21 protein-coding genes are annotated in these 21,847 nt (G+C 72.7%); 14 read left to right on the forward strand and 7 right to left on the reverse strand.

The window, feature by feature from the left end:
* Positions 1 to 155 precede the first annotated feature (155 nt).
* Positions 156 to 482, forward strand: a complete 327-nt coding sequence (locus tag ACT54X_RS13455) for a PsiF family protein (RefSeq protein WP_294367890.1) — start codon at positions 156 to 158, stop codon at positions 480 to 482.
* Positions 483 to 549: 67 nt separating this feature from the next.
* Here the strand turns inward: ACT54X_RS13455 and ACT54X_RS13460 are convergent, their stop codons facing one another.
* Both ACT54X_RS13460 and rpe read right to left on the reverse strand, forming a co-directional pair.
* Positions 550 to 1,002, reverse strand: coding sequence for a DUF2214 family protein (locus ACT54X_RS13460; RefSeq protein WP_294367888.1), 453 nt, complete (start codon positions 1,000 to 1,002; stop codon positions 550 to 552).
* Positions 1,003 to 1,028: 26 nt separating this feature from the next.
* Positions 1,029 to 1,724 (reverse strand): ribulose-phosphate 3-epimerase, encoded by a 696-nt coding sequence (rpe, locus tag ACT54X_RS13465; RefSeq protein WP_294367887.1) that lies wholly within the window; start codon positions 1,722 to 1,724, stop codon positions 1,029 to 1,031.
* 78 nt (positions 1,725 to 1,802) lie between these two features.
* Here rpe and apaG point away from each other — a divergent pair, with 78 nt between their 5' ends.
* The 4 genes from apaG (at position 1,803) to thiL (ending at position 5,830) form a co-directional block, all read left to right on the forward strand.
* Positions 1,803 to 2,198, forward strand: a complete 396-nt coding sequence (gene apaG, locus ACT54X_RS13470) for a Co2+/Mg2+ efflux protein ApaG (protein ID WP_017762174.1) — start codon at positions 1,803 to 1,805, stop codon at positions 2,196 to 2,198.
* A gap of 143 nt (positions 2,199 to 2,341) precedes the next feature.
* Positions 2,342 to 3,607, forward strand: a complete 1,266-nt coding sequence (locus ACT54X_RS13475) for a cation:proton antiporter (protein WP_294367884.1) — start codon at positions 2,342 to 2,344, stop codon at positions 3,605 to 3,607.
* 124 nt (positions 3,608 to 3,731) lie between these two features.
* Complete coding sequence (locus ACT54X_RS13480; RefSeq protein WP_234193722.1) at positions 3,732 to 4,856, forward strand: YbdK family carboxylate-amine ligase; 1,125 nt, start codon at positions 3,732 to 3,734, stop codon at positions 4,854 to 4,856.
* A gap of 5 nt (positions 4,857 to 4,861) precedes the next feature.
* Positions 4,862 to 5,830 (forward strand): thiamine-phosphate kinase, encoded by a 969-nt coding sequence (thiL, locus tag ACT54X_RS13485; protein ID WP_476346979.1) that lies wholly within the window; start codon positions 4,862 to 4,864, stop codon positions 5,828 to 5,830.
* Between the two features lie 3 nt (positions 5,831 to 5,833).
* Here the strand turns inward: thiL and ACT54X_RS13490 are convergent, their stop codons facing one another.
* Positions 5,834 to 6,733, reverse strand: a complete 900-nt coding sequence (locus tag ACT54X_RS13490; RefSeq protein ID WP_354321588.1) for a LysR family transcriptional regulator — start codon at positions 6,731 to 6,733, stop codon at positions 5,834 to 5,836.
* Between the two features lie 93 nt (positions 6,734 to 6,826).
* Between ACT54X_RS13490 and ACT54X_RS13495 the strand changes: the two genes are divergently transcribed.
* From ACT54X_RS13495 to ACT54X_RS13510, 4 genes are all read left to right on the forward strand, one after another.
* Positions 6,827 to 7,822 carry a Bug family tripartite tricarboxylate transporter substrate binding protein gene (locus ACT54X_RS13495; RefSeq protein WP_294367875.1) on the forward strand — a complete coding sequence of 332 codons (996 nt, stop codon included), beginning with the start codon at positions 6,827 to 6,829 and terminating at the stop codon, positions 7,820 to 7,822.
* A 13-nt stretch (positions 7,823 to 7,835) separates the two neighbouring features.
* Positions 7,836 to 9,524, forward strand: coding sequence for an FAD-dependent oxidoreductase (locus ACT54X_RS13500; protein WP_476346981.1), 1,689 nt, complete (start codon positions 7,836 to 7,838; stop codon positions 9,522 to 9,524).
* A 136-nt stretch (positions 9,525 to 9,660) separates the two neighbouring features.
* A complete protein-coding gene (locus tag ACT54X_RS13505) occupies positions 9,661 to 10,248 on the forward strand; it encodes a phosphatidylglycerophosphatase A family protein (protein WP_476346982.1) in 588 nt (195 codons plus the stop codon).
* A 40-nt stretch (positions 10,249 to 10,288) separates the two neighbouring features.
* On the forward strand, positions 10,289 to 10,813 hold the full coding sequence (locus ACT54X_RS13510) for a CinA family protein (protein ID WP_476346984.1): 525 nt from the start codon (positions 10,289 to 10,291) through the stop codon (positions 10,811 to 10,813).
* An 18-nt stretch (positions 10,814 to 10,831) separates the two neighbouring features.
* Here the strand turns inward: ACT54X_RS13510 and ACT54X_RS13515 are convergent, their stop codons facing one another.
* Entirely contained in the window at positions 10,832 to 11,803 is a 972-nt protein-coding gene (locus ACT54X_RS13515; RefSeq protein WP_476346986.1) for a succinylglutamate desuccinylase/aspartoacylase family protein, read from the reverse strand.
* 103 nt (positions 11,804 to 11,906) lie between these two features.
* Positions 11,907 to 12,701, reverse strand: coding sequence for a helix-turn-helix transcriptional regulator (locus ACT54X_RS13520; protein WP_294367862.1), 795 nt, complete (start codon positions 12,699 to 12,701; stop codon positions 11,907 to 11,909).
* 226 nt (positions 12,702 to 12,927) lie between these two features.
* Between ACT54X_RS13520 and iaaH the strand changes: the two genes are divergently transcribed.
* The 5 genes from iaaH to ACT54X_RS13545 are packed head-to-tail and all read left to right on the forward strand — an operon-like array spanning position 12,928 to position 18,876.
* A complete protein-coding gene (gene iaaH, locus ACT54X_RS13525; RefSeq protein WP_476346988.1) occupies positions 12,928 to 14,343 on the forward strand; it encodes an indoleacetamide hydrolase in 1,416 nt (471 codons plus the stop codon).
* Positions 14,344 to 14,392: 49 nt separating this feature from the next.
* Positions 14,393 to 15,544, forward strand: a complete 1,152-nt coding sequence (locus tag ACT54X_RS13530) for a substrate-binding domain-containing protein (protein ID WP_476346990.1) — start codon at positions 14,393 to 14,395, stop codon at positions 15,542 to 15,544.
* A 2-nt stretch (positions 15,545 to 15,546) separates the two neighbouring features.
* Positions 15,547 to 16,401, forward strand: a complete 855-nt coding sequence (locus tag ACT54X_RS13535; protein ID WP_294367849.1) for a branched-chain amino acid ABC transporter permease — start codon at positions 15,547 to 15,549, stop codon at positions 16,399 to 16,401.
* The gene (locus ACT54X_RS13540; protein ID WP_294367847.1) at positions 16,379 to 18,181 is read left to right on the forward strand and encodes a branched-chain amino acid ABC transporter ATP-binding protein/permease; all 1,803 of its coding nucleotides are present in this window, start codon (positions 16,379 to 16,381) and stop codon (positions 18,179 to 18,181) included. Before ACT54X_RS13535 ends, ACT54X_RS13540 begins: the two co-directional genes overlap by 23 nt.
* Positions 18,178 to 18,876: an ABC transporter ATP-binding protein gene (locus ACT54X_RS13545; protein WP_294367846.1), complete on the forward strand. Its 699-nt coding sequence runs from the start codon at positions 18,178 to 18,180 to the stop codon at positions 18,874 to 18,876. The genes ACT54X_RS13540 and ACT54X_RS13545 overlap by 4 nt, the downstream gene beginning before the upstream one ends.
* 16 nt (positions 18,877 to 18,892) lie before the next feature.
* Here the strand turns inward: ACT54X_RS13545 and ACT54X_RS13550 are convergent, their stop codons facing one another.
* On the reverse strand, positions 18,893 to 19,699 hold the full coding sequence (locus tag ACT54X_RS13550) for a hypothetical protein (protein ID WP_476346993.1): 807 nt from the start codon (positions 19,697 to 19,699) through the stop codon (positions 18,893 to 18,895).
* A 28-nt stretch (positions 19,700 to 19,727) separates the two neighbouring features.
* The gene (locus ACT54X_RS13555) at positions 19,728 to 21,680 is read right to left on the reverse strand and encodes a sensor histidine kinase (protein ID WP_476346995.1); all 1,953 of its coding nucleotides are present in this window, start codon (positions 21,678 to 21,680) and stop codon (positions 19,728 to 19,730) included.
* Positions 21,681 to 21,847: the final 167 nt, after the last annotated feature.

The raw sequence follows: 21,847 nt of genomic DNA on the forward strand, positions 1-21,847 counted from the left end.
CGCATCGCCTCGCCTCGCCTCGCGCTGGTGCGATTGCAAACTTTCGTTTCATCGTTCGTCGTCATCGCAACCTTTGTGAACCGCGTTGCATGAAAGCCTGGCGCCGCCGGGCCGGTGCCCGAGGGGCGCCGCTTGAGCCGGAAGGACAACCACCCATGAAAAAGCTCGCTTCCCTGATCGCCCTGGGCGCCGCCCTGTCGTTCAACGCCTTCGCCCAGACGCCCACCCCGGCGGCAGCGGCCGCCGAGAAGGCGCCGACCGCGCAGCAGAGCAAGATGAAGACCTGCAACGCCGACGCCGGCGACAAGAAGGGCGACGAGCGCAAGGCCTTCATGAAGCAGTGCCTGTCGGCCAAGCCGGCCAAGGCCGCCACGCAGCAGGACAAGATGAAGAGCTGCAACGCCGACCCCAAGGCCAAGACCCTCAAGGGCGACGAGCGCAAGGCCTTCATGAAGGAATGCCTGAGCGCCAAGGCCGCCTGAGGCGGGCGCCCGCGTCCACGACCACGAAGCCCGGCCGACGCCGGGCTTTTTTGCCGGGCGCCGTCGCCTACTTGCCGAAGCCGCGCGCCAGGAAGACGGCGAACAGCGGGATCAGCGCGATGAGGTGCGCCTGCACCATCACCAGCCGGCGGGTGCGGCGCACCTCCTCGGCGCCGGGCAGTGCGCCGCCCTGGCGCTGCGCGCGCACCCAGCGGCGGAAGGTCAGCGTCGGGAAGATCGAGATCAGCCCCACGATCACGAACAGCGTCACCTTCACGTGCAGCAGCGGGTTGGTCCAGTACCAGGCGCTGCCCTTGACGCCCAGGAAGGTGCGCACCAAGCCGGTGGCCAGCACGGCGATGGCGGCAATGCCGTAGATCAGGTCGACCTTGGCCAGCCGCTCCACCGCCTTGGCGTTGAGCCATTCGATGCGGCACAGCGCGGCCTCGCTGGAGATGAACACCACCATCGTCAGGATGGCGAGCAGGTGCAGGTAGGCCAGGATGGCTTCGAGCGTCACGGCGGACTCCGGAGATGGAAAGGCGTTCAGCGGGCCAGGTTGGCGCGCATGGTGTCGATCACCGTGCGGTAGTCGGGCGCGTTGAAGATCGCGCTGCCGGCCACGAAGGTGTCGGCGCCGGCGGCGGCCACGCGGGCGATGTTGTCGGCCTTGATGCCACCGTCCACCTCCAGCCGGATGTCGCGGCCGCTGGCGTCGATGCGCTTTCGCACCAGCTCGATCTTGCGCAGCGCCGAGTCGATGAAGCTCTGGCCGCCGAAGCCGGGATTGACGCTCATGATCAGCACCAGGTCGATCTCGTCCAGCGTCCAGTCCAGCACCTCCAGCGAGGCCGCCGGGTTGAACACCAGCCCCGGCTTGCAGCCGGCCGCGCGGATGGCCTGGATGCTGCGGTGCACATGCGGCGAGGCGTCGGGGTGGAAGCTGATGTAGTCGGCACCGGCCTTGGCGAAGGCGGCGGCCAGGGCGTCGACCGGCTGGATCATCAGGTGCACGTCGATGGGCACCGGCCGGCCGTCGGGCGTTTTGGCGTGCGGCTTGAGCGCCTCGCACACCATCGGGCCGAAGGTGAGGTTGGGCACATAGTGGTTGTCCATCACGTCGAAATGGATCCAGTCGGCGCCGGCGGCGATCACGTCGCTCACTTCGGCGCCCAGCCGGGCGAAGTCGGCCGAGAGGATGGACGGGGCGATGCGGTGGGTCGTGGGGCGGCTCGTCGTCATGGACGCGGATTCTCGCCGCAGGCCCGCCCTTGACCCGCGGACCCGGCCGGAAGACCCGCGTTGTTAACATTCCGCGCCATGCCCCAGCACCCGATGCGCGTCGAGGTCGAGCCTCGCTACCTGCCCGAGCAGTCCTCGCCGGAAACCGGGCTCTACGCCTTCGCCTACACGATCACCGTGACCAACGTGGCGCTGTTCCCGATCCAGCTGATCGCCCGCCACTGGGTGATCGAGGACATCTCCGGCCATGTGCAGGAGGTGCGCGGCCTGGGCGTGGTGGGGCGCCAGCCGCTGCTGTCGCCGGGCCAGTCCTTCCGCTACACCAGCGGCTGCCAGCTCAAGGCGGCCAGCGGTACGATGCGCGGCAGCTATTTCGTGGTGAGCGAGGACGCCGAACGCTTCGACGTGCCCATCGCCGCCTTCGTGCTCGACGCCGGAACGGGTTCCGACCCCGGCCCGCGCATCCTGCACTGAGGATCGCCCGGCGCTGCGGCGCCGATGACCCCGGGACCCGACCGCGCGCTGGCGCCGCGGGCCCAGTCAGAAGGAACGGACGACCAGGACGCCGCTGCGCGGTGCCGATGCCGTCCGGCCCTTCGCAGACCTTTGCCAGCTCGATGAATCTTCTTCCTTCCGACCTGCTGGGCTTCCTGTCCAGCTGGATGCGACCGACAGCTGGCCTGCCCACCGTGTGGTGGGCCCTGCTGATCGCCGCAGCAGCCGCCGCCGGCCATCTCGTGCAACGCTACATGGGCCTGCCCAAGGTGGTGGGCTATTCGCTGGTGGGCACCGTGGTGGGCCTGGCCGGCTTCGAGGGTGCCATCTGGCCGCTGCAGGGCACGGCCCTCTACCTGATGGAGCTGGGCGTGGCCATCGTGCTCTTCGAGGCGGGCGGGCGCCTGCCGCTGGGCTGGTTCCGCCGCAACCCGATGGTGCTGGCGCAGAGCCTGGCCGAATCGGGCCTGACCTTCGCCGCCGTCTGGTGGACGCTGCGCGCCTTCGACGTGCCGCCCTCGGTGATCGCCCCACTGGCGCTGATCGCGGTGGCGGCCTCGCCGGCCGTGCTGTCCCGCGTGGTGATCGACATCCGCGCCTCCGGCCCGGTGACCGAGCGGGCACTGGCGCTGTCCACCCTCAACACGCTGTATGCGCTGACACTGGCCTATGTCTTCGCGGGCCGGCTCGAGAACTCGCCGCAAGGCTTCATGGAGAACTTCCATCCCATCCTGACGGTGCTGGGCCTGTCCTTCGTGGTGGGCGCGGTGATGGCGCTGGCCCTGCGCTCGGCGCTGCGGGTGATGAGCCCGACGAGCGAGAACACCTCGATCCTGCTGCTGGCGATCATCGGTGCCGGCGCGGCCGTGGCCAGCGCCTGGGGCGGCGCGGCACCGCTGGCGGCGCTGATCGGCGGCGTGCTGCTCAAGGGGCTGAATCCGCGGCCCTGGGTCTGGCCGCGCCAGCTGGGCACCGCGGCCTCGCTGGTGACCATGCTGATGTTCGTGCTGGTCTCCATCGTCGCGGCGCAGGCGGAATGGAACCTCACCGTGGCCACCGTGGTGCTGGCGCTGATCGGTGCGCGCGCCGTGGCCAAGATCGCCGGCGTGGCGCTGGCCAATCCGGGCAGCGGCACCAGCTGGCGCCAGGCGCTGTGGATCGGCTGCGCGATGGCGCCGCTGTCGTCCATCGCGCTGCTGATTGCGTCGGGCTTCGTCACCGCCTCGCCGCTGCTGGGCCACCTGATCACGCAGGTCGCGTTGCCGGCCATCCTGCTGATGGAGGTGCTGGGCGCGGTGCTGGCCACCGTGGCCCTCTATGGCGCAAAAGAAAGCTCGCGGCCCTGGGCCCCCGAGGCCTTCACCGCCCCCGAGGACACGCAGCGATGAGCGCCCGCCCGGCCGCTTCGACGCCGAAGGAACAGCCATGAGCCCTCTGGACACCCCCCCTTCGCCCTTCTCGCCCCCGACCGCCGAGCCGACGCGCGCCCAGCGCGAGGCCGATGCGCGGGTGGTGCCGCTGGAGCCCTTCCGCAGCTCCAAGGCGCTGTCGCTGGGCGTGGAGTTGGAGCTTCAGCTGGTCAACACCCACGACTACGACCTCGCACCCTATGCCGAGGACATGCTGCGCGGCATGGCCCAGTTCGACCTGCGCGGCAGCGTGGTGCCGGAGATGACCTCGAGCATGATCGAGATCTCCACCGACGTCTGCCATTCGGCCGAGGAGGTGCTGCAGCAGCTGGGGCCGCTTCGTGACGCGCTGGTCAAGGTGGCCGGCAAGCTCAACATCGCGGTGCTGGGCGGCGGCACGCATGCCTTCCAGCAGTGGCACGAGCAGCGCATCTACGACAAGCCGCGCTTCCGCCAGCTGTCGGAGCTGTACGGCTACCTGTCCAAGCAATTCACCATCTTCGGCCAGCACGTGCACGTGGGCTGCCCCGATGCCGATTCGGCGCTGCTGATGCTGCACCGCATGAGCCGCTACATCCCGCACTTCATCGCGCTGTCGGCCTCCAGTCCCTATGTGCAGGGGCAGGACACGCAGTTCGACTCGGCGCGGCTCAATTCCGTCTTCGCCTTCCCGCTGTCGGGCCGCGCGCCCTTCACGCTGTCGTGGAAGGAGTTCGAGGGCTACTTCGCGCGCATGACCCGCACCGGCGTGGTCAAGAGCATGAAGGACTTCTACTGGGACATCCGGCCCAAGCCCGAGTACGGCACCATCGAGATCCGCGTCTTCGACACGCCGCTCACGGTGGAGCGCGCCGCCGCGCTGGCCGGCTACGTGCAGACGCTGGCCGCGTACTTCCTGCAGGAGCAGCCCTTCGTGCCCAGCGAGGACGACTACCTGGTCTACACCTACAACCGCTTCCAGGCCTGCCGCTTCGGCCTGGACGCGGTGTACGTGGACCCGTCCAACGGCGAGCACATGCCGCTGCGCGAGCACATCCTGCGCACCATGACCATGCTGGAGCCGCATGCCGCCGTGCTCGACGCCACCCGCGCCTTCGGCCGGCTGCGCAGCTCGGTCGAAGCCAGCGAGAACGACGCCCGCTGGCTGCGCGAGCGCCAGGGCCGCGAACGGCTGCTGGCCGAGGTGGTGCGCCAGGCGGCCGAGCGCTTCCGCACGCCGGTGGGCTGATCGACATGGGTGAATTCGATCTGATCCGCCAGTTCTTCCAGCGCCCGGCGGTGCCCGATGGCGCAGTGGCGCTGGGCGTGGGCGACGACTGCGCGCTGCTGGACCTGGCACCGGGCATGCAACTGGCCGTCTCCTCCGACATGCTGGTCGAGGGCCGGCACTTCCTCTCCACGGTCGATGCGGCGCGGCTCGGCCACAAGGCACTGGCCGTCAACCTGAGCGACCTGGCCGCCTGCGGCGCGCGACCGCTGGCCTTCACGCTGGCGCTGTCGCTGCCCTCGGTGGACGAAGCATGGCTGGCCGGTCTGGCCCAGGGCCTGTTCGCCCTGGCCGATGCACACGGCTGTCAGTTGATGGGCGGCGACACCACGCGCGGCCCGCTCAACCTGTGCATCACCGTCTTCGGCGAGGTGCCGCGCGGCGCGGCCCTGCTGCGCAGCGGCGCGCGCGTGGGCGATGAGCTCTGGGTCAGCGGCACGCTGGGCGATGCGCGGCTGGCGCTGGAGGTGTTCCGCGGCCGGCTCTCGGTGCCCGAAACGGTATTCGCCGCGGCCCGTACCCGCATGGAGCAGCCGACGCCGCGCGTCGCGCTGGGCCTGGCGCTGCGCGGCATCGCCACCAGCGCCATCGACATCAGCGACGGCCTGGCCGGCGACCTGGGCCATGTGCTGCGCGCCAGCGGCGTGGGAGCCAGGCTCGACGCCGACGCCGTGGCCGGCACGCTGGCCGCCCGCGGCGCGGTGGCGCTGGACGCCGCGATGCAGCGCAGCCTGACGCTGGCCGGCGGCGACGACTACGAGCTGGCGTTCACGGCACCGGCAGGGCGCGCGGCCGACGTCGAAGCCGCGGCGCGTGCGGCCGGCGTGCCGGTGACGCGCATCGGCCGCATCGAGGCCGAGCCCGGCCTGCGCGTGGTGGATGCGCAAGGCCGGCCGGTGGACCAGCGCTTCGCGTCCTTCGACCACTTCGGCTGACGCTCAGCCCCACTGCGCCCGCAGCATCTCGATGAAGCTGCGGCTGGCCGCCGACAGCGAGCGGCCACGGCGCGTCACCACCGAGATGTCGCGCGAGACCCGCGGTGCCGACAGCGGAATCACGGCCAGGTCCGCATCGCCGCGCGCCCGCGCGAAGGCCGAGGGCATCACCGACGGCCCGAGGCCGCTGGCCGTCATCCACAGCGCGGTCGACAGGAAGCTCACCTCCCCCGCCACCTCCAGCGCCACGCCGGCGCGCGCGGCGGTCACGTCCACCGTCTGGCGCACGCCGTAGCCGCCGCGCGAGGTGATGACGGGATGGCCGGCCAGGTCGGTCCAGCGGATGCTGCGGCGGCCGGCCAGCGGATGGTCGCGCCGGCAGACGAAGGCCAGGTGGTCGCGCAGCAGCGGTTCGGTCTCGATGTCGGCGCCGGGCCGCTCGGGTGTGCCCAGGCCGAAGTCCACATGCTCGCCCAGCACGCGGGCCACGAACTGGTCGGGCGCGCAGTCGTCCACCACCACCCGCACGCCGGGGTGCGACTCGCCGAAACGGCGCACCGCCTCGGGCAACAGAAAGCCCGCCAGCGTGGGCGTGATGGCGACCGCGACACGTCCGCGCTCCAGCGTGGCCAGGTCCCGGAAGCCGCCGGCCAGCGCATCGACGTCGCGCAGGATGCGCTCGGCCGTGGGCAGCATGTCGGTGGCCGCCGCGGTGGGCTGCAGCGAGCGCGTGGTGCGGTCGAACAGGCGCGTGTCCAGCCCCTCCTCCAGTTGCCGCAGCAGCATGCTCACCGCCGACTGGGTGACGAAGAGCCGCTGCGCCGCCGTGCCCAGCCGGCGCGACTGGTAGACGGCGACGAAGGCGCGCAGCTGGCGGATGGTGGGCGTGAAGGAACGATTCATCAGGTGACCTGAAATTTTCATTCGAATTTCTCGATTTACGAATGAATGTTGACGCGCTTCAATGCGGCCTCGACAAAAACAGGAGACAGATCGATGACGACAGAACATGCCGCCGGCCTGACGCGGCGCGCCAGCCTGGCCTCGCTGGCGGCGCTGCTGGCCGCGCCGCTGGCCGCCCGCGCCCAGGGCAACTGGCCCGACAAGCCCATCCGCCTGGTCGTCACCTTCCCGCCCGGCGGCAGCACCGATGCCGTGGTGCGCCTGCTCACGCCCCGCCTCAACGAGAAGCTGGGCCAGCAGATGGTGGTGGACAACCGCCCCGGCGCAGGCGGCAACGTCGGCCTCACGCTGGTGGCCAAGGCGCCGGCCGACGGCTACACGCTGGGCGTGGGCGCGGCCGGCGCGCTGTCGGCCAATTCCAGCCTGTATGCCCAGATGCCCTTCGACCCGCTCAAGGACCTCAAGCCCGTGGGCATGCTGGCGGCCATTCCCTTCGTGCTGGTGGGCCACCCCTCGGTGCCGGCGCGCAACCTGCGCGAGCTGATCGCGCTGGCCCGCAGCAAGCCGGGCGGGCTGTCGGTGGGCCACGGCGGCAACGGCACCGCCATGCACCTGGCCACGGCCCTGTTCGAGCAGATGGCCGAGGCCAGGGTGGTGGGCGTGCCCTACCGCGGCTCGGGCCCGGCGGCCATCGACGCCATCGCGGGCCAGGTGCCGCTGGCCATGGTCGACCTGCCGGCCGCGCTGCAGCAGATCCGTGCCGGCAAGCTGGTCGCCTTCGGCGTCACCAGTCCGCAGCGCCTGCCCTCGCTGCCCGACGTGCCCACGCTGGCCGAAGCCGGCCTACCCGGCTACGACGCCACCGGCTGGTTCGGCGTGGTAGCACCGGCCGCCACGCCGACGGCCATCGTCACGCAGCTCAACGAGGCCTTCAACCTTGCGCTGCGCGATCCACAGAACCAGGCCGCCATGCGCGCCCAGGGCGTGGAGCCGGCGCCCGACACGCCACAGGCCTTCGAGCGCTACATCCAGAGCGAGACGCGCAAGTGGGGCCAGGTCATCAAAACCGCCCAAATCAAGCTGGACTGACAAGACTGCAACGATGACTTCTTCCGCCTCTTCATCCTCCCTCTTCGACGCCGACGTGCTGATCGTCGGCGGCGGCCCCGTCGGCCTGACGCTGGCGACCGACCTGGCGCAGCGCGGCCACCGCGTGGCCGTGGCCGAACTGCGCCGCTATGGCGAGCCGCCCAGCGTCAAGTGCAACCATGTGTCGGCCCGCACCATGGAGCAGCTGCGCCGCCTGGGCGTGGCCGCGCGCCTGCGCGATGCGGGCCTGCCGCCCGACTATCCGAACGACGTGGTGTTCCGCACCCGCGTGACCGGCACCGAACTCACGCGCATCCCCATCCCGGGCCGCAGCACGCGCTACACCGACACCGCAGGCCCCGACGGCTGGTGGCCCACGCCCGAGCCTCCGCACCGCATCAACCAGATTTACCTGGAGCCGATCCTGCTGGACCATGCCGCGGCGCAGCCGGGCGTGCAGCTCTTCAACCGCACCCAGGTGGCCGAGTTCGTGCAGGACGAGGACGGCGTGACGGCCACACTGCTCGACCTGGACAGCGGCGCCACGCGCCCGCTGCGCGCCCGCTACCTGGTGGGCTGCGACGGCGGCAGCTCCGGCGTGCGCAAGGCCATGGGCGCCAAGCTCGAAGGCACGCCGGTGATCCAGCGCGTGCAGTCCACCTTCATCCGCGCGCCAGGGCTCAAGGCCCTGCTGACGGACAAGGACGCCTGGTGCTGCTATGCCGTCAACCCCGAGCGCTGCGGCACCGTCTTCGCGATCGACGGGCAGCAGGACTGGCTGGTACACAACCACCTGCATCCGCACGAGGCCGACTTCGACGCCGTGGACCGGGACTGGTCGATCCGCGCCATCCTGGGCGTGGGCCCCGACTTCCACTACGAGGTCATCAGCCGCGAGGACTGGGTGGGCCGCCGCCTGGTGGCAGACCGGTTGCGCAACGGCCGCGTGTTCATCGCCGGCGACGCGGCGCACCTGTGGGTGCCCTACGCCGGCTACGGCATGAACGCGGGCATCGCCGATGCCGTGAACCTGGCCTGGCTGCTGTCGGCACGGCTGCATGGCTGGGGTGGCGAGGCCATCCTCGACGCCTACCAGGCCGAGCGCCAGCCGATCACCGAGCAGGTGTCGCACTTCGCCATGGACCATGCGCAGAAGATGATCCGCGCCCGCGGCGCCGTGCCGCCCAACATCGAAGCCCAGGGCCCCGAGGCCGACGCCGAGCGCGCGCGCGTGGGCCGCGAGGCCTACGACCTGAACGTGCAGCAGTTCTGCTGCGCGGGCCTGAACTTCGGCTACTTCTACGCCGGCTCGCCGCTGATCGTGGACGACGGCGCCCAGCCGCCCGCCTACTCGATGGGCGACTTCACGCCCTCGACGGTGCCCGGCTGCCGCGCGCCGCACTTCTGGCTGGCAGACGGCCGCTCGCTCTACGACCTCCTGGGCACGGGCTACACGCTGCTGCGGCTGGACCCGGCGGTGGACGTGGCACCGCTGCAGGCCGCGGCCGACGCACTGGGCATGCCACTCACGGTGGTGGACCCGGTGGCCGCCGGCCCGCTGCCCGCCGCCTATGCCCATGCGCTGCTGCTGGTGCGCACCGACCAGCACGTGGCCTGGCGCGGCGACCGGCTGCCGGCCGACCCCGGCGCGCTGCTGGCCCAACTGGCCGGGCGCAGCGCGCAGACGGTCGCCGCAGGCTGAAGGGGCCGCCTCGCGGGCCGTCACACGCGGCCTGCGGATCCAGAGCCCCTCGCCCCTCGCGGGAGAGGGAGCCAGTCCGACCGACGCAGGCGACAGGCTGGGCATCCCGCGAGGCCGGGTCTACCATCGGCGGCTCATGTCCGCTGCTCCGTCTTCTCCCCCCGACGCGCCCGCCTTCTCCGCTGCCCCTGCCGGCGTGTTGCCCCTGCCGCCGGTGCGGCCCACCTGGGCCTTCCTGCGCGCGCATCCGGCCCATGCCATCGCCCTCGGCTTCGGTGCCGGCCTCTCGCGCGTGGCGCCGGGAACGGCCGGCACGCTGTGGGGATGGGCGGTGTTCGTCGTGCTGGCGCATGTGCTGTCGCCCTTCGCGCTCGGCGTGGTGACGCTGGCCGCCTGGCCCGTCGGCTGGTGGGCCTGCACGGTGGCGGCGCGCAATCTGCGCGTGCCCGATCCGGGCGCCGTGGTCTGGGACGAGATCGCGGCCATCTGGCTCGTGCTGTGGCTGGTGCTGCCGGCCGGGCTGCTGGCCCAGATCGTGGCCTTTGCGCTGTTCCGCCTGTTCGACGCCGCCAAGCCCGGCCCGGTGGGCTGGGCCGACCGGCTCATCCCCCACGACCCGACGGCGCCGCGCTGGGCCCTATCGGGCCTGGGCATCCTGCTGGACGACCTGGTGGCGGCCTTCTGCACGCTGCTGGTGATCGCGCTGGCGCGCGCGTTCTGGTGATCGCGCCGATTTCCGCATTCCGACTTCCAGGCCGACGACCATGATCATCGCCCCCGTCCCGCCCGCCGCCGACGAGCCGCCCGACCTGCCCGCGCTGGTGCGCCAACTGGCCGAGTTGCTGGGCACCAGCGGCCGCATGCTGGCCACCGCCGAGAGCTGCACCGGCGGCCTGATCGCCGGCGCCTGCACCGACCTGGCCGGCTCCAGCACCTGGTTCGAACGCGGCTTCGTCACCTATTCCAACGAGGCCAAGACGCAGATGCTGGGGGTGCCGGCCGATGTCATCGCCGCCCACGGCGCCGTGAGCGAGCCGGTGGCGCGGGCCATGGCCGAAGGCGCCCTCGCGCACTCGCTCGCGCAGGCGGCGGTGGCCGTCACCGGCGTGGCCGGCCCGGGCGGCGGCTCGGCCGAGAAGCCGGTGGGCACCGTGTGGTTCGGCTGGTCGCTGGACGGCCAGTGCTGGACGGAGCGGCGCCTGTTCACCGGCGACCGCGCCGCCGTGCGCGCGGCGACCGTGCGGCATGCGCTGCAGACGCTGGTGACCCGGCTGCGGCCGGCCGCCTGAGCGCCAGCCGCACGGGCCTCAACCCAGCAGGCGCTCGCTGGGCGTGGCGAAGTAGAACCACTCGGTGCCCACCCGCGCGACGGGGTTCGGGAACACGATGTGGCCGTCCGCGGCGGCCCGCACCTCGCTGCCATCGTGGCGATGGCCGATGAGCTCGCCCGCCTTCACGGCGTCGAAGGTGGCCCACTCGCGCACGAAGACATCGCCCTCGTGCAGCCGGTCGGTCACATCGCGCAGCCGCAGCAGGCGCGGCCGTGCCGGCGGATGCGCGGCCAGGCCCTCGGGCAGCGGCGCCATGCCCAGCAACGCGAGCGTGCGGCGGATGGCCTGCCACGCCACCTCGGGCGCCATCGGGTCGCGGTGCTGCCCGCATTCCAGCGTCACGCCGTAGCCGCCGCAGTTGCGGATGTACTCGTTGGTGCCGCGGCCGTAGTCGATCTCGTCCTCGGACGGCGCGACGCCGCCCGCGCGGCGCGCGATGGCCGCGGCGTAGACGTCCAGCCAGCCTTCCACGATGGTGGGCGTGCCGATGTGCAGGGCCAGGCGGCCTTCTTCCTCGGCGCGGGCGAAGGGCTCCAGCGGGCCCGGGTTGTCGCGCGGGCCGATCATGGCGAAGGCCTCGCCGGGGCTTTCGAAGGAATGCAGGTCCAGCAGCACCTCGTGCTGCGCGATCAGCGGCGCGAGCAGGTTGGTGAGCCGGTCCTCGTAGTCGCGCGGCTCGGTGCGGGGGCGGAAGGCGCGGTTGAGGTTGCGCTCGCCCTCGCGCTGCATCAGCCGCCGCGCCAGCGGATTGGCCACCGGCACCAGCGTGAGCCGGCCCCGCGCCAGGCCCAGCGCGCCGCTGTCGAGCTCGGCCTTCAGGCGCTCGATGCCGGCCGTGCCGCCCGTCTCGTCGCCGTGCACGCCGCCCATCACCAACAGCCGGGGGCCGGGTTCGATGGCCGCGTAGGTGTGGATGCGAAGCAGGTCGTCGGCGTGCAGGATCGGCATCCGGTCGATTATGGAAGGGGCCCGTGGCGCACCGGGCCGATGCGGGCACAAGACCGCGCCGCGGGTGGGCTGTGCCGCCGCGTGCGGACGTGCGGCGTCGGCGTCAGTGCGTCCGGACGCCACCCGCCGCCGGTGCCGCAGCGAGCTGCGAGACACGGTGGGCCAGCCGCGTCCGGCCCCGGGCGCCGAGCTTCTCGGCCGCGTTGTTGAGGTAGTAGCGCACCGTGGTCGGCTGCAGCTGCAGGCTGCGGGCAATCTCCTTGTCGGCACAGCCGCGGAACACCAGCAGCGCCACCTCCGCCTCGCGCGGCGTCAGCGACTGGCGGGCCAGCACGCCCAGCAGCGCTGCGTCGTCCATCACGGTCGCCAGCGGCGCCGTGCGGACCTTGCGCAGCCGCAGCAGCGCCGCCGTGAACGACGGCTCCAGCATCCGCAGGATGGCCAGTTCGCCGTCCTCGAACTCGGGCTGGCGTTCGCTGCGGAAGGCCAGCATGTCGCCGACGAAGGTGTCGCCGTCGCAGGCGTAGAGGTTGAGCCCGCGGTGCATCTCGTAGGGCCGCAGGAAGTCGTTGTAGAACTCGGTGCGCACCAGCTGCGCCCGCGGCAGCGCATGCGCGAAGCCGCCGCAGCGCAGCGGCTGGAGCACGGGCGTGATCGGATCGCAGAACTGGAAATGCGCCTCGTAGCGCTGGGCGTGCGCTTCATCCAGGTTGTGGGCGAAGCTGATGGCGTAGCGGCGGCTGCCGGCGTCGTAGTCGCGCGACACCAGCGACTGCGCCCTGAGCGCCCGCGCCAGCGCGGGGGCCAGCAGGTGCCGCAGCTCGTGCAGGTCGTCCGCGCTCGCAAGCACCCGGTAGCACTCGGACAGTGCCGCCACTTGGTCATTCGAGAGGTACATCGCTGGTGCTGGGCGTGAAAGGGTGCGGGTCGGACGCCGGCCGCTGCCGGTGGCAGCGGATGCAGCAACGGTCGTGCCAGATGCAGCCATCTTCGCCACTGCGCGTCCCGTCAATCTCGACGGGTGCCTGGCAAGCGGCTGCTGGGTAGCCTTCCGCTGCATCAACTCCTTCGAGCGTACGCGTGCCGGCCCTCCCGCGGCACCCCCGTGCGCCCACCCTCCGCCTATGGAAAACCCGCAACCGCTCCACCGGCTCGGCATCGCCGCGCTGCAGCAGGGCCTCGCGCAGAAGCACTTCAGCGCCGCTGAGCTGGCGCAGGCCCTCGCCGCCCGCACGCAGCAGTTGGCCCACCTCAACGGCTACGTGGCCTTCGACCCGACGCCCTTCCTCGCCCAGGCCGCGCAAGCCGACGCAGCCCTGGCGCACGGCGACGCGCCGGCGCTCACGGGCATCCCGCTCGCGCTCAAGGACAACATCGGCACCGCCGACCTGCCCACCGGCGCCGGCACGGGCGCGCTGCACGGCCGCCGCCCGCGCGCCGATGCCGAGGTGGTGCGGCGCCTGCGCGCAGCGGGCGCCGTCGTAGCGGGCAAGGCTGGCATGCACGAGCTGGCCTTCGGCATCTCCAGCGACAACGCCGTCACCGGCCGCATCCGCAACCCCTGGGCGCCGGATCGCATCCCCGGCGGCAGCAGTGGCGGCAGCGCCGTGGTGGTGAGTGCCGGGCTGGTGCCCGCCGCCCTGGGCACCGACACCGGCGCCTCGGTGCGGCTGCCGGCCGCGTTGTGCGGCATCGCCGGCCTGCGGCCCACGGTGGGGCGCATTCCCGGCGGCGGCATCGCGCCCATCTCGGCCACCCGCGACACCGCCGGCCCCATGGCCCGCAGCGTGCACGACCTGGCCCTGCTGGACGCCGTGATGGCGCAGGACGCCACGCCGCTGGCCGACATCCCGCTGCGCGGCCTGCGCCTGGGCCTGCCGACGCAGCGCTTCTGGGATGCCTGCGATGCCTCGGTCACCGCCGTGATGGCGCAGGCCCGGCAGGCGCTGGAGCGCGCCGGCGTGGTGCTGGTCGAGGTGGCCCTGCCCGAGCTGGACGCGCTCAACGACGCCGTCGGCTTCCCGGTGGCGCTCTACGAATTCATGGCGCAGATGCCCGGCTACCTGCGCGAGGCCGGGCACGACGTCGACCTGCCCGCGCTGCTCGCCGGCATCGGCAGCCCCGACGTGGCCGGCCTGCTGCAGCCGCTGCTGAAGGACGGCGTGCCCGAGGCTGCCTACCGCGAGGCCCTGGCCGCCCGCGAGCGGTTGCAGGCGCTCTACCGCGAGGCCTTCGCGCAGGCGCAGGTGGAGGCGCTGGCCTTTCCCACCGCGCCGCTGACCGCGCGACCACTGCTGGCCGGCGGCGGGGTGGAATTCCTGGGCACGCCGCAGCCGGCCTTCCTGACTTACATCCGCAACACCGATCCGGGCAGCAATGCCGGCATTCCCGGGCTGAGCCTGCCTGCCGGCGTGGGGCCCGACGGGCTGCCCGTGGGCCTGGCGCTGGACGGCCCGGCCGGCAGCGACCGCCGCGTGCTCGCCATCGGCGCCGCGATCGAGCGCGTGCTGCCCCCGCCCGCCCTGCCGCCGCTCGACTGAGAAGGTCGTTGCGCGCCATCCCTTTCCCTGGCTTCACGAGGAGGATTCCATGAACCGTCGAGACTTCATCCGCAGCGGCGCAGCCACCGGCGCTGCCCTGGCCCTGCCGCCCGCGCTGGCCGAAACACCGCTCAAGGTGGCCGTGCTCATCCCGCAGAGCGGGCCGGCCGGCCTGTTCGGCCCCTCGGCCAAGGCCTGCGCCCAGCTGGCCGCCGAGACGCTCAATGCCCGTGGCGGCATCCTCGGGCGCAAGCTGGAGCTGCTGTTCGGCGATGCCGGACTGCCACCGGCCGAGGCCGCGCAGACCGCGCTCAAGCTGTGGAAGGGCTCGGGCGCCGCCGCCGTGGTGGGCATGCACGACAGCGCCGTGCGTGGCGCGCTGGTCGGCCTCTTCAAGGGGCAGGTGCCCTACTTCTACACGCCGATCTACGAGGGCGGCGAATGCGCCCGCGCCACCTACGTCAACGGCGAGACGCCTCAGCAGCAGCTGCAGCCCGTCATCCCCTGGCTGGCCACCGAACGCAAGCCGACCAAGTGGTACCTGGTGGGCAACGACTACATCTGGGGCCGCAACACCAATGCCACCGCCAAGACCTACATCGCCCAGACCGGCGCGCAGGTGGTGGGCGACGAATACCTGCCCTTCACCGTGGACAACTTCGACGCCACGCTGGCCCGCATCCGCGACAGCGGCGCCGACGCGGTGCTGGTGTCGCTGGTCGGCGGTGCCTCGGTCAACTTCAACAAGGCCTTCGCCAGCTTCGGCCTGGCCGACAAGGTGCTGCGGCTGGGCACGCTGATCGAAGAGAACACGCTGGCGGGCATCGGCGTGGCCAATGCGCGCAACCTGTACTCCAGCTCCGGCTATTTCGCGCGCATAGACACCCCCGGCGCCAAGGCCTTCGCCCAGGCCTACGCGTCACGCTTCGGCGCGCAGGCGCCCGCGCTCAACGGGCTGGCCGAATCCACCTACGAAGGCTTCCTCATGATGGACGCCATCGTCCGCAAGGCCGGCAGCCTCGATCCCGCGAAGATGGACGCCGCCAGCGAAGGCGCCAGCTACACCGGCCCGCGCGGCGCGGTCACCATGCACCACCGCCATGTGGAGCAGGACATCTACCTGGCCGATGTGGACGCGCAGGGCTTCCGCGTGGTCAAGACCTTCCCGCGCGTGGCCTCGGGCCAGAGCTGCAAGGTGTGACGGTGGACGGCAGCCTGGTCCTGCACGGACTGAACATCGTCTACGAGCTGGCCACGCTGACGCTCACCACGCTGGGGCTGGCCATCGTCTTCGGCCTGCTGGGCGTGATGAACATGGCGCACGGCGAGTTCGTGATGCTCGGCGCCTACTGCGTGGTCACGGTGCAGGGCTGGGGCTGGCCGCTGCCCGCCGCCTTTCCGCTGGCCGTGGTGGTGTGCGGCACGCTGGGCTGGGCGGTCGAGCGCTGGCTGATCCGCCCGCTGTATGCCCGCCCCTTCGACACGCTGCTGGCCACCTGGGCGCTGGCCATGCTGATGCGCAAGACGGTGGAGGCGATCTGGGGCAAGGGCTACCAGACGCTCGACACGCCGCTGGCGCAGCCGCTGATGCTGGGCGCCACCGCCTACCCGGCCTACCGGCTGGGCCTGATCCTGCTGGTGGCCCTGCTGCTGGTCGCCATCGGCCTGTGGTGGCGCCGCAGCACCGCCGGCCTGCGCGTGCGGGCCATGACGGGCAACCCGGTGCTGGCGCAGGCGCTGGGCATCGACACGCGCCGACTGGCCTCGCGCACCTTCGTGGTGGGCGTGGTGCTGGCCGGCGCGGCGGGCGTGCTGCTGGCGCCGCTGGTGCGCGTGGAGCCCGGCATCGGCGTGGATTACCTGCTCGACGCCTTCTTCGTGCTGGTGGTGGGCGGGCTGGGCTCGCTGGGCGGGCTGCTGGGGGGCGTCGGCACCATCGGCGGCACGCAGGCGGTGGTCAGCAGCATTGCCGGCCAGACCAGCGGCTACGCCGTGGTGCTGGTGCTTTCGATCCTCTTCCTGTGGCTCAAACCCGATGGACTCCTTGCCCGCCGCTGACCTGGCCCGTCCCGCCGTCGCCCGCAGCGGGCCGGCAGCGCTCGGCCGCCTGGGCGCCTTTGCGCCCGCCGCCGTGCTGGCTGCCGGTCTCGTGGTCCTGCCGCTGGCCGGCAACGACTTCCTGGCCTACCAGGTGGCGCTGTTCCTCATCTACGGCATCGCCACCCAGGGCGTGGCCCTGTGCTGGGGCCGGCTGGGCTTCCTGCCGCTGGGCCATGCGCTGTACTTCGGCCTCGGTGCCTACCTGGCCGGCGGTGCGCTCAAGGCCGGGCTCGCGACGCCGACGGGCGCCGGGGCGCTGGCGGCGGCGCTGCTGCTGCCGGCGCTGCTGGCCTGGGTCGTGGCGCGGCTGCTGTTCGCCCGCAGCCTGCGCAGCGGGCCCTACTTCTCGCTGATCACGCTCGCCATGGCCATGCTGGGCAGCCTGGCGGCGCTGCAGTGGCGCAGCGTCACCGGCGGCTTCAACGGCCTGGGCGACATCCCCGAGCTGCCGGGCCTGGACCGCTTCGGCCACCTCTACTGGCTGGTGGCGGCGGCGGCCGTGGTCTCCACCGGCCTGCTGGGGCTGTGGCTGCGGCGGCCCATCGGCACGCTGTGGTCGGGCATCGCGCAGAGCGAGGACCGGATGCAGCTCTTCGGCTATGCCACCGACCGCATCAAGGCCAAGGCCTATGCGCTGTCGGCGCTGCTGGCGAGCGTGGCCGGCGTGCTGTTCGCGGCGCATCAGGGCATCGTCACGCCGCAGGCGATGGGCTTCGTGCTGTCCACCGAGTTCGTGATCTGGGCTGCGGTGGGCGGCAAGGCCAGCCCGCTGGGCGCCCTGCTCGGCGCGGTGGCGGTGGGCTGGCTGTCGTCGGAGCTGCGCGATGCCTTCGCCTACTGGGAGGTGGCGGTCGGGCTGCTGTTCATCGCCGTGGTGCGCTTCCTGCCCGAGGGGCTGGCCGGCCTGGCCGCGCGCTGGACCGACCGTTGGCTCGCCCCCGCGCCCGCGCGCCCGGTGGCCGCGCCGCCATCCGCGAGCCCGGCCGGCGTGCCGGCGCTGCGCTTCGACGCGGTGCGCTGCAGCCAGTCGGGGGTGCGCATCCTCGACGGCCTCTCGCTGGCGCTGGAGGGCCCCGGCATCCGGGCCGTGATCGGACCCAACGGCGCCGGCAAGACCTCGGCCTTCAACGCCATGACCGGCCGCCTGCCGGTGCGCGGCGGCACGGTGCAGCTCGGCGAGGCCGACATCACCGGCCTGAACGCCTGGCGTGTTGCCCGGCACGGCGTGGGCCGCAAGCTGCAGATCCCGTCGGTCTTCCCGGCACTGAGCGTGGCGCAGAACCTGCAGGTCGCCCTGTGGGCCGGCCGCCTGGCGCCCCTGGCGGCGCTGGGCGCAGCGCCGCTGGGCTGGCACACGCCGCTGCTGCACCGGCTGCTGGCGCGCTTTCCCGAGCTGCAGGCGCAGCAGGCCCTGCCCGCCGGCCAGCTGTCGCAAGGGCAGCGCCAGGCACTGGAGCTGGTCATGACGCTCCTGCCCGAGCCCCGGCTGGTGCTGCTGGACGAGCCCTGCGCCGGCCTCTCGCCGGCGGAGACCCACCGCATGATCGATGTCATCCGCGAGTCCGTGCATGAACTGGGCGCGGCAGCGCTGCTGATCGAGCACGACCTGGCCGCCGTGGCCGCCCTGGGCGGCGACGTGCTGGTGCTGCACCAGGGACGGCTGCTGTCCCACGGGCCGATGGCAGCGATCCAGGCCGACCCGGCGGTGCGCGCCGTCTATGCCGGAGCCCGCAAATGAAGAAACCTCCCGTCCTCCAGTTCGACGATCTGCAGTGCGGCTACGGCGACACGGTGGTGGTGCGCGGCGTGTCCGGCTGCACCGCGCCCGGTCGCGTGCTGGGCATCCTGGGGCGCAACGGCGTCGGCAAGAGCACGCTGCTCAAGGCGCTGGCCGGCTTCCTGCCGGTGGCCGGCGGCACGCTGGCATGGGCCGGACAGGACCTGCGCGCCCTGCCGCCGCATGCGCGGCTGGCGGCCGGCATCGCCTATGCGCCGCAGGAGAACGTGGTGTTCGGCGAGCTCAGCGTCGAGGAGAACCTGTGGCTGCACATCGGCCGCCGCCGCGATGCCCGTTACGACACGCTCTTCGCACGCTTTCCCCGGCTGCGCGAACGGCTGGCGCAACGGGCCGGCGCGCTCAGCGGCGGCGAGCGCAAGCTGCTGTCCTTCGCGCGCACGATGGCACTGGCAGCACCGCTCACGATGCTGGACGAACCCACCGAAGGCGTGCAGCCCGAGAACATCGACCGCATGGCGCAGTGCATCCACGAGGCCACGGCCGAGGGCCGCAGCTTCATCGTGGTCGAGCAGAACCTGAGCTTCCTGGAGGCCATCGCCAGCGACGTGCTGGTGCTGGACCATGGCCGCTGCGTGCTGCAGGGCGAGATGCGTGCCCTGGGCCGCGAGGCGCTGGAGGCGCACCTGGTGGTGTGACGGACGCGCGGCGGCTTCAGTCGCCCGGCGCGGGCGGCGGGGTCGGCCCCATGCGCGCCGCCAGCGCCCGCCCCAGGTCACCCACCTGCACCTGCTGGCCCTGGTGCGACAGCCGCGACTGCAGGTCGGCCCAGACGGTGCCGCCCAGCTGCTGCCAGCGGCGGCAGAAGGCGTAGTCCTCGCTCAGGTAGCGGCCGCCGCCGGGCTCGGCCATGACGTCGAAGAAGCGGTGGTGCGGCAGGTGCGCGTTGGCATGGTCGCCAGGGTCGGGCGTGTAGCGCAGCTCGGGCATGGCTTCGGCCATGCGCTCGAAGACGCGGCGCTCGATCAGCATGAAGCCGGTGGGCGCGTCCAGCACCGGCACGAAGCCGTCGGCATCGGCCGTGACCGGCGTGTCGCCCACGTTGAGCGGATAGCGCGCGTAACGGGCGTCGAAGTCGGCCTGCCGGCTGCCCGCGGGCAGCGCCTGGGGCAGGCCCTGCTGCGGCCAGGCCGAGGTGCGGTAGGGATAGATGCCGGCCACCACCGGCCGCCCGGCCAGCAGCAGGCGCAGCGCCGCCTCGGGCTCGAAGCCGATGTCGGCATCGATCCAGAACAGATGCGTCCAGCGTGCGTCGGCCATGAACTCGGCCACCAGCCGGTTGCGGGCGCGGGTGATCAGGCTGTCGCCGTCGAGCAGCCGTGTCTGCATGGCGAAGCCGTGCTGCCAGGCCAGGTTGGCCAGGCCCAGCAGGCTGCGCGCATACAGGCTGCCCACCTGCGCGCCATGGCAGGGCGTGGCGATGAAGGGGCGGATGCCGCTCAGTTCGCTGGGATCGCGCATGCAGTGGGCTCCAAGGGGGATCGGGGCGTCATTTCAACGTGGCGAGCAGCGCACGCAGCCGGGCGGGCGCGACGGGCTTGGTCAGCACGGTCGCGCCCGCGGCGCGCAACCGCTGCAGGGCCTGCGGACCGGTCGCGCCCGAGATGACCACCGCCAGCGCATCGGGTTGCAGCCGGCGCGCGGCGGCCAGCACGTCCAGGCCGTCCTCGCCCTCGGCCAGCTGCAGGTCGCACAGCACCAGGTCGAAGCGCTCGCCCGGCGCGCCGAGGCAGGCGACGGCGTCGCGCGCGCTGGCCAGGCAGACGGCCTCGCAGCCCCACTGGGCCAGCCGCTCGGCCGTGGCGATGCGGATGTGCGCGTCGTCGTCCACCAGCAGGCAGCGCAGGCCGGCAAGCGACGGTTCCCCGGGCGGTACCGAGGCCGCGGGCACGGGCGCGACCTGCGGGGCGGCCTGGGCCTGCGGCAGCGCCAGCGAGAAGGTGCTGCCGCAGCCCAGCGCCGAGTTCAGGCCGATGCGGCTGCCCAGCAGCGTGGCCAGCCGGGCGCAGATGGCCAGCCCCAGGCCGAAGCCCTGGCGCCGGTCGCGCTCCACGTTGGCCACCTGGTAGAACTCCTCGAAGATGCGCTGCTGGTGGATGGGCGCGATGCCCACGCCCCGGTCGCGCACCTCGATGCGCACCCGGTCGCCCCCGCGCCGCCGCGCCGTGACCAGCACGGTGCCGCCCGGCGGTGAATGGCGGATGGCGTTGGCCACCAGGTTGCCGACCACGCGCTGGAGCATGCCGCCGTCGCTGCGCACGGCCAGCCCGCGGGCCCGCCACGCCACGCGCACGCGGGCGGCCGCCGCATGGGCCGCATGCTGCGCGGCCAGCGCATCGAAGAGCGGCGCCAGCGGCAGGTCGACCACCTCGGGCGTGAGCACGCGCGCGTCCAGGCGCGAGATCTCCAGCAGGTCGTCCAGCAGCAGGCTCATGAAGGCCGTGCTCTCCTGCAGCCGCAGCAGGGCGGGCCGCTGCGTCTCGGCCGCGCCGGTGAGCAGGCCGTCGATGAACAGGCCCATGGCATGCAGCGGCTGGCGCAGGTCGTGGCTGGCCGCAGCCAGGAAGCGCGAGCGCGACAGCGCGGCCTGCTCGGCCTCGGTCATGCGCTCCAGGGCCACGGCCGTGGCCTCGCGCACACGCTCGTCGCTGGCCTGCTTGTGGCGCTGCAACTGCTCGGCCATGCGGTTGACGTCGTCGGCCAGGGTGGCGAACTCGTGCATGGGCCGGCCGCGCCGCGGGGTGCGCCCGGCGATGGCACAGCGGGCGTCGAACTGGCCGGCCTGCAGCGCCGCGACGGTCTGCGTCACGCGGCGCAGCGGCCGGGCGATGTCGCGCGCCATGTGCCGCACCGCCAGCCAGGCGCCGCCCAGCGCCAGCAGGCCGATGCCGATGCCGGTCAGCAGCGACTGGATGCGGGCGCGGCGCAGCTGCGTGGTGTCGCGCAGGGCCACCACGCTGCCGATGGCCTGATCGCCGGCCGCGGTGACGCCCGGCGGCGCGAAGGCCATGGTGCGCGAGGCCTCGCGCAGCAGCACGGGTGCGGTGAAGCTGCGCAGGCGGTCCGGGTGGGTGGCATCGGCGCCGGCGGCCACCACATGGATGCCGGCGCCATTGCTGATCTCCACCCGGCTGGCCTGGCCGCCGCGCAGCGCGGCCTGCGCCACGCTCTGCAGCGCGGCCACGTCGCCGGCATAGAGGCTGAGGTCCGACATGGCGGCGACCTGCCGCGCGATGGCCCGCCCCTCGGCCGCGAACACGTCGTCCAGCATCGCGAGCCGGCTGTGGGTGAGCCAGCCCGTGAGCAGCAGCGCCACCACCGCGCAGGGCAGCAGCCCCAGCCGCACCAGGTCGCGCTGCAGGCTGCCGCGCACCACGAGCAGCCGGCCGGATGCCGTGTCAGCCGGCCGCGGATCGCCGCCGGCAAGCGAGCCCACGATCATTTCAACGATCCACCGCGCCGGACACCCGCGCACCCTCAATGGTCAGAAGGCCGCGGAGCAGGCCACGCCAGGGCACCCGAGGAACTGGCTTCGCCAGGCCTCTGGGTGCGCCCTCCCTCCAAGCCGAAGGCGCCAGAGAGGGGGGGAGCCGCGCAGCGGCATGGGGG

It is taken from the genome of Pseudacidovorax sp. DMC4, assembly GCF_056314265.1.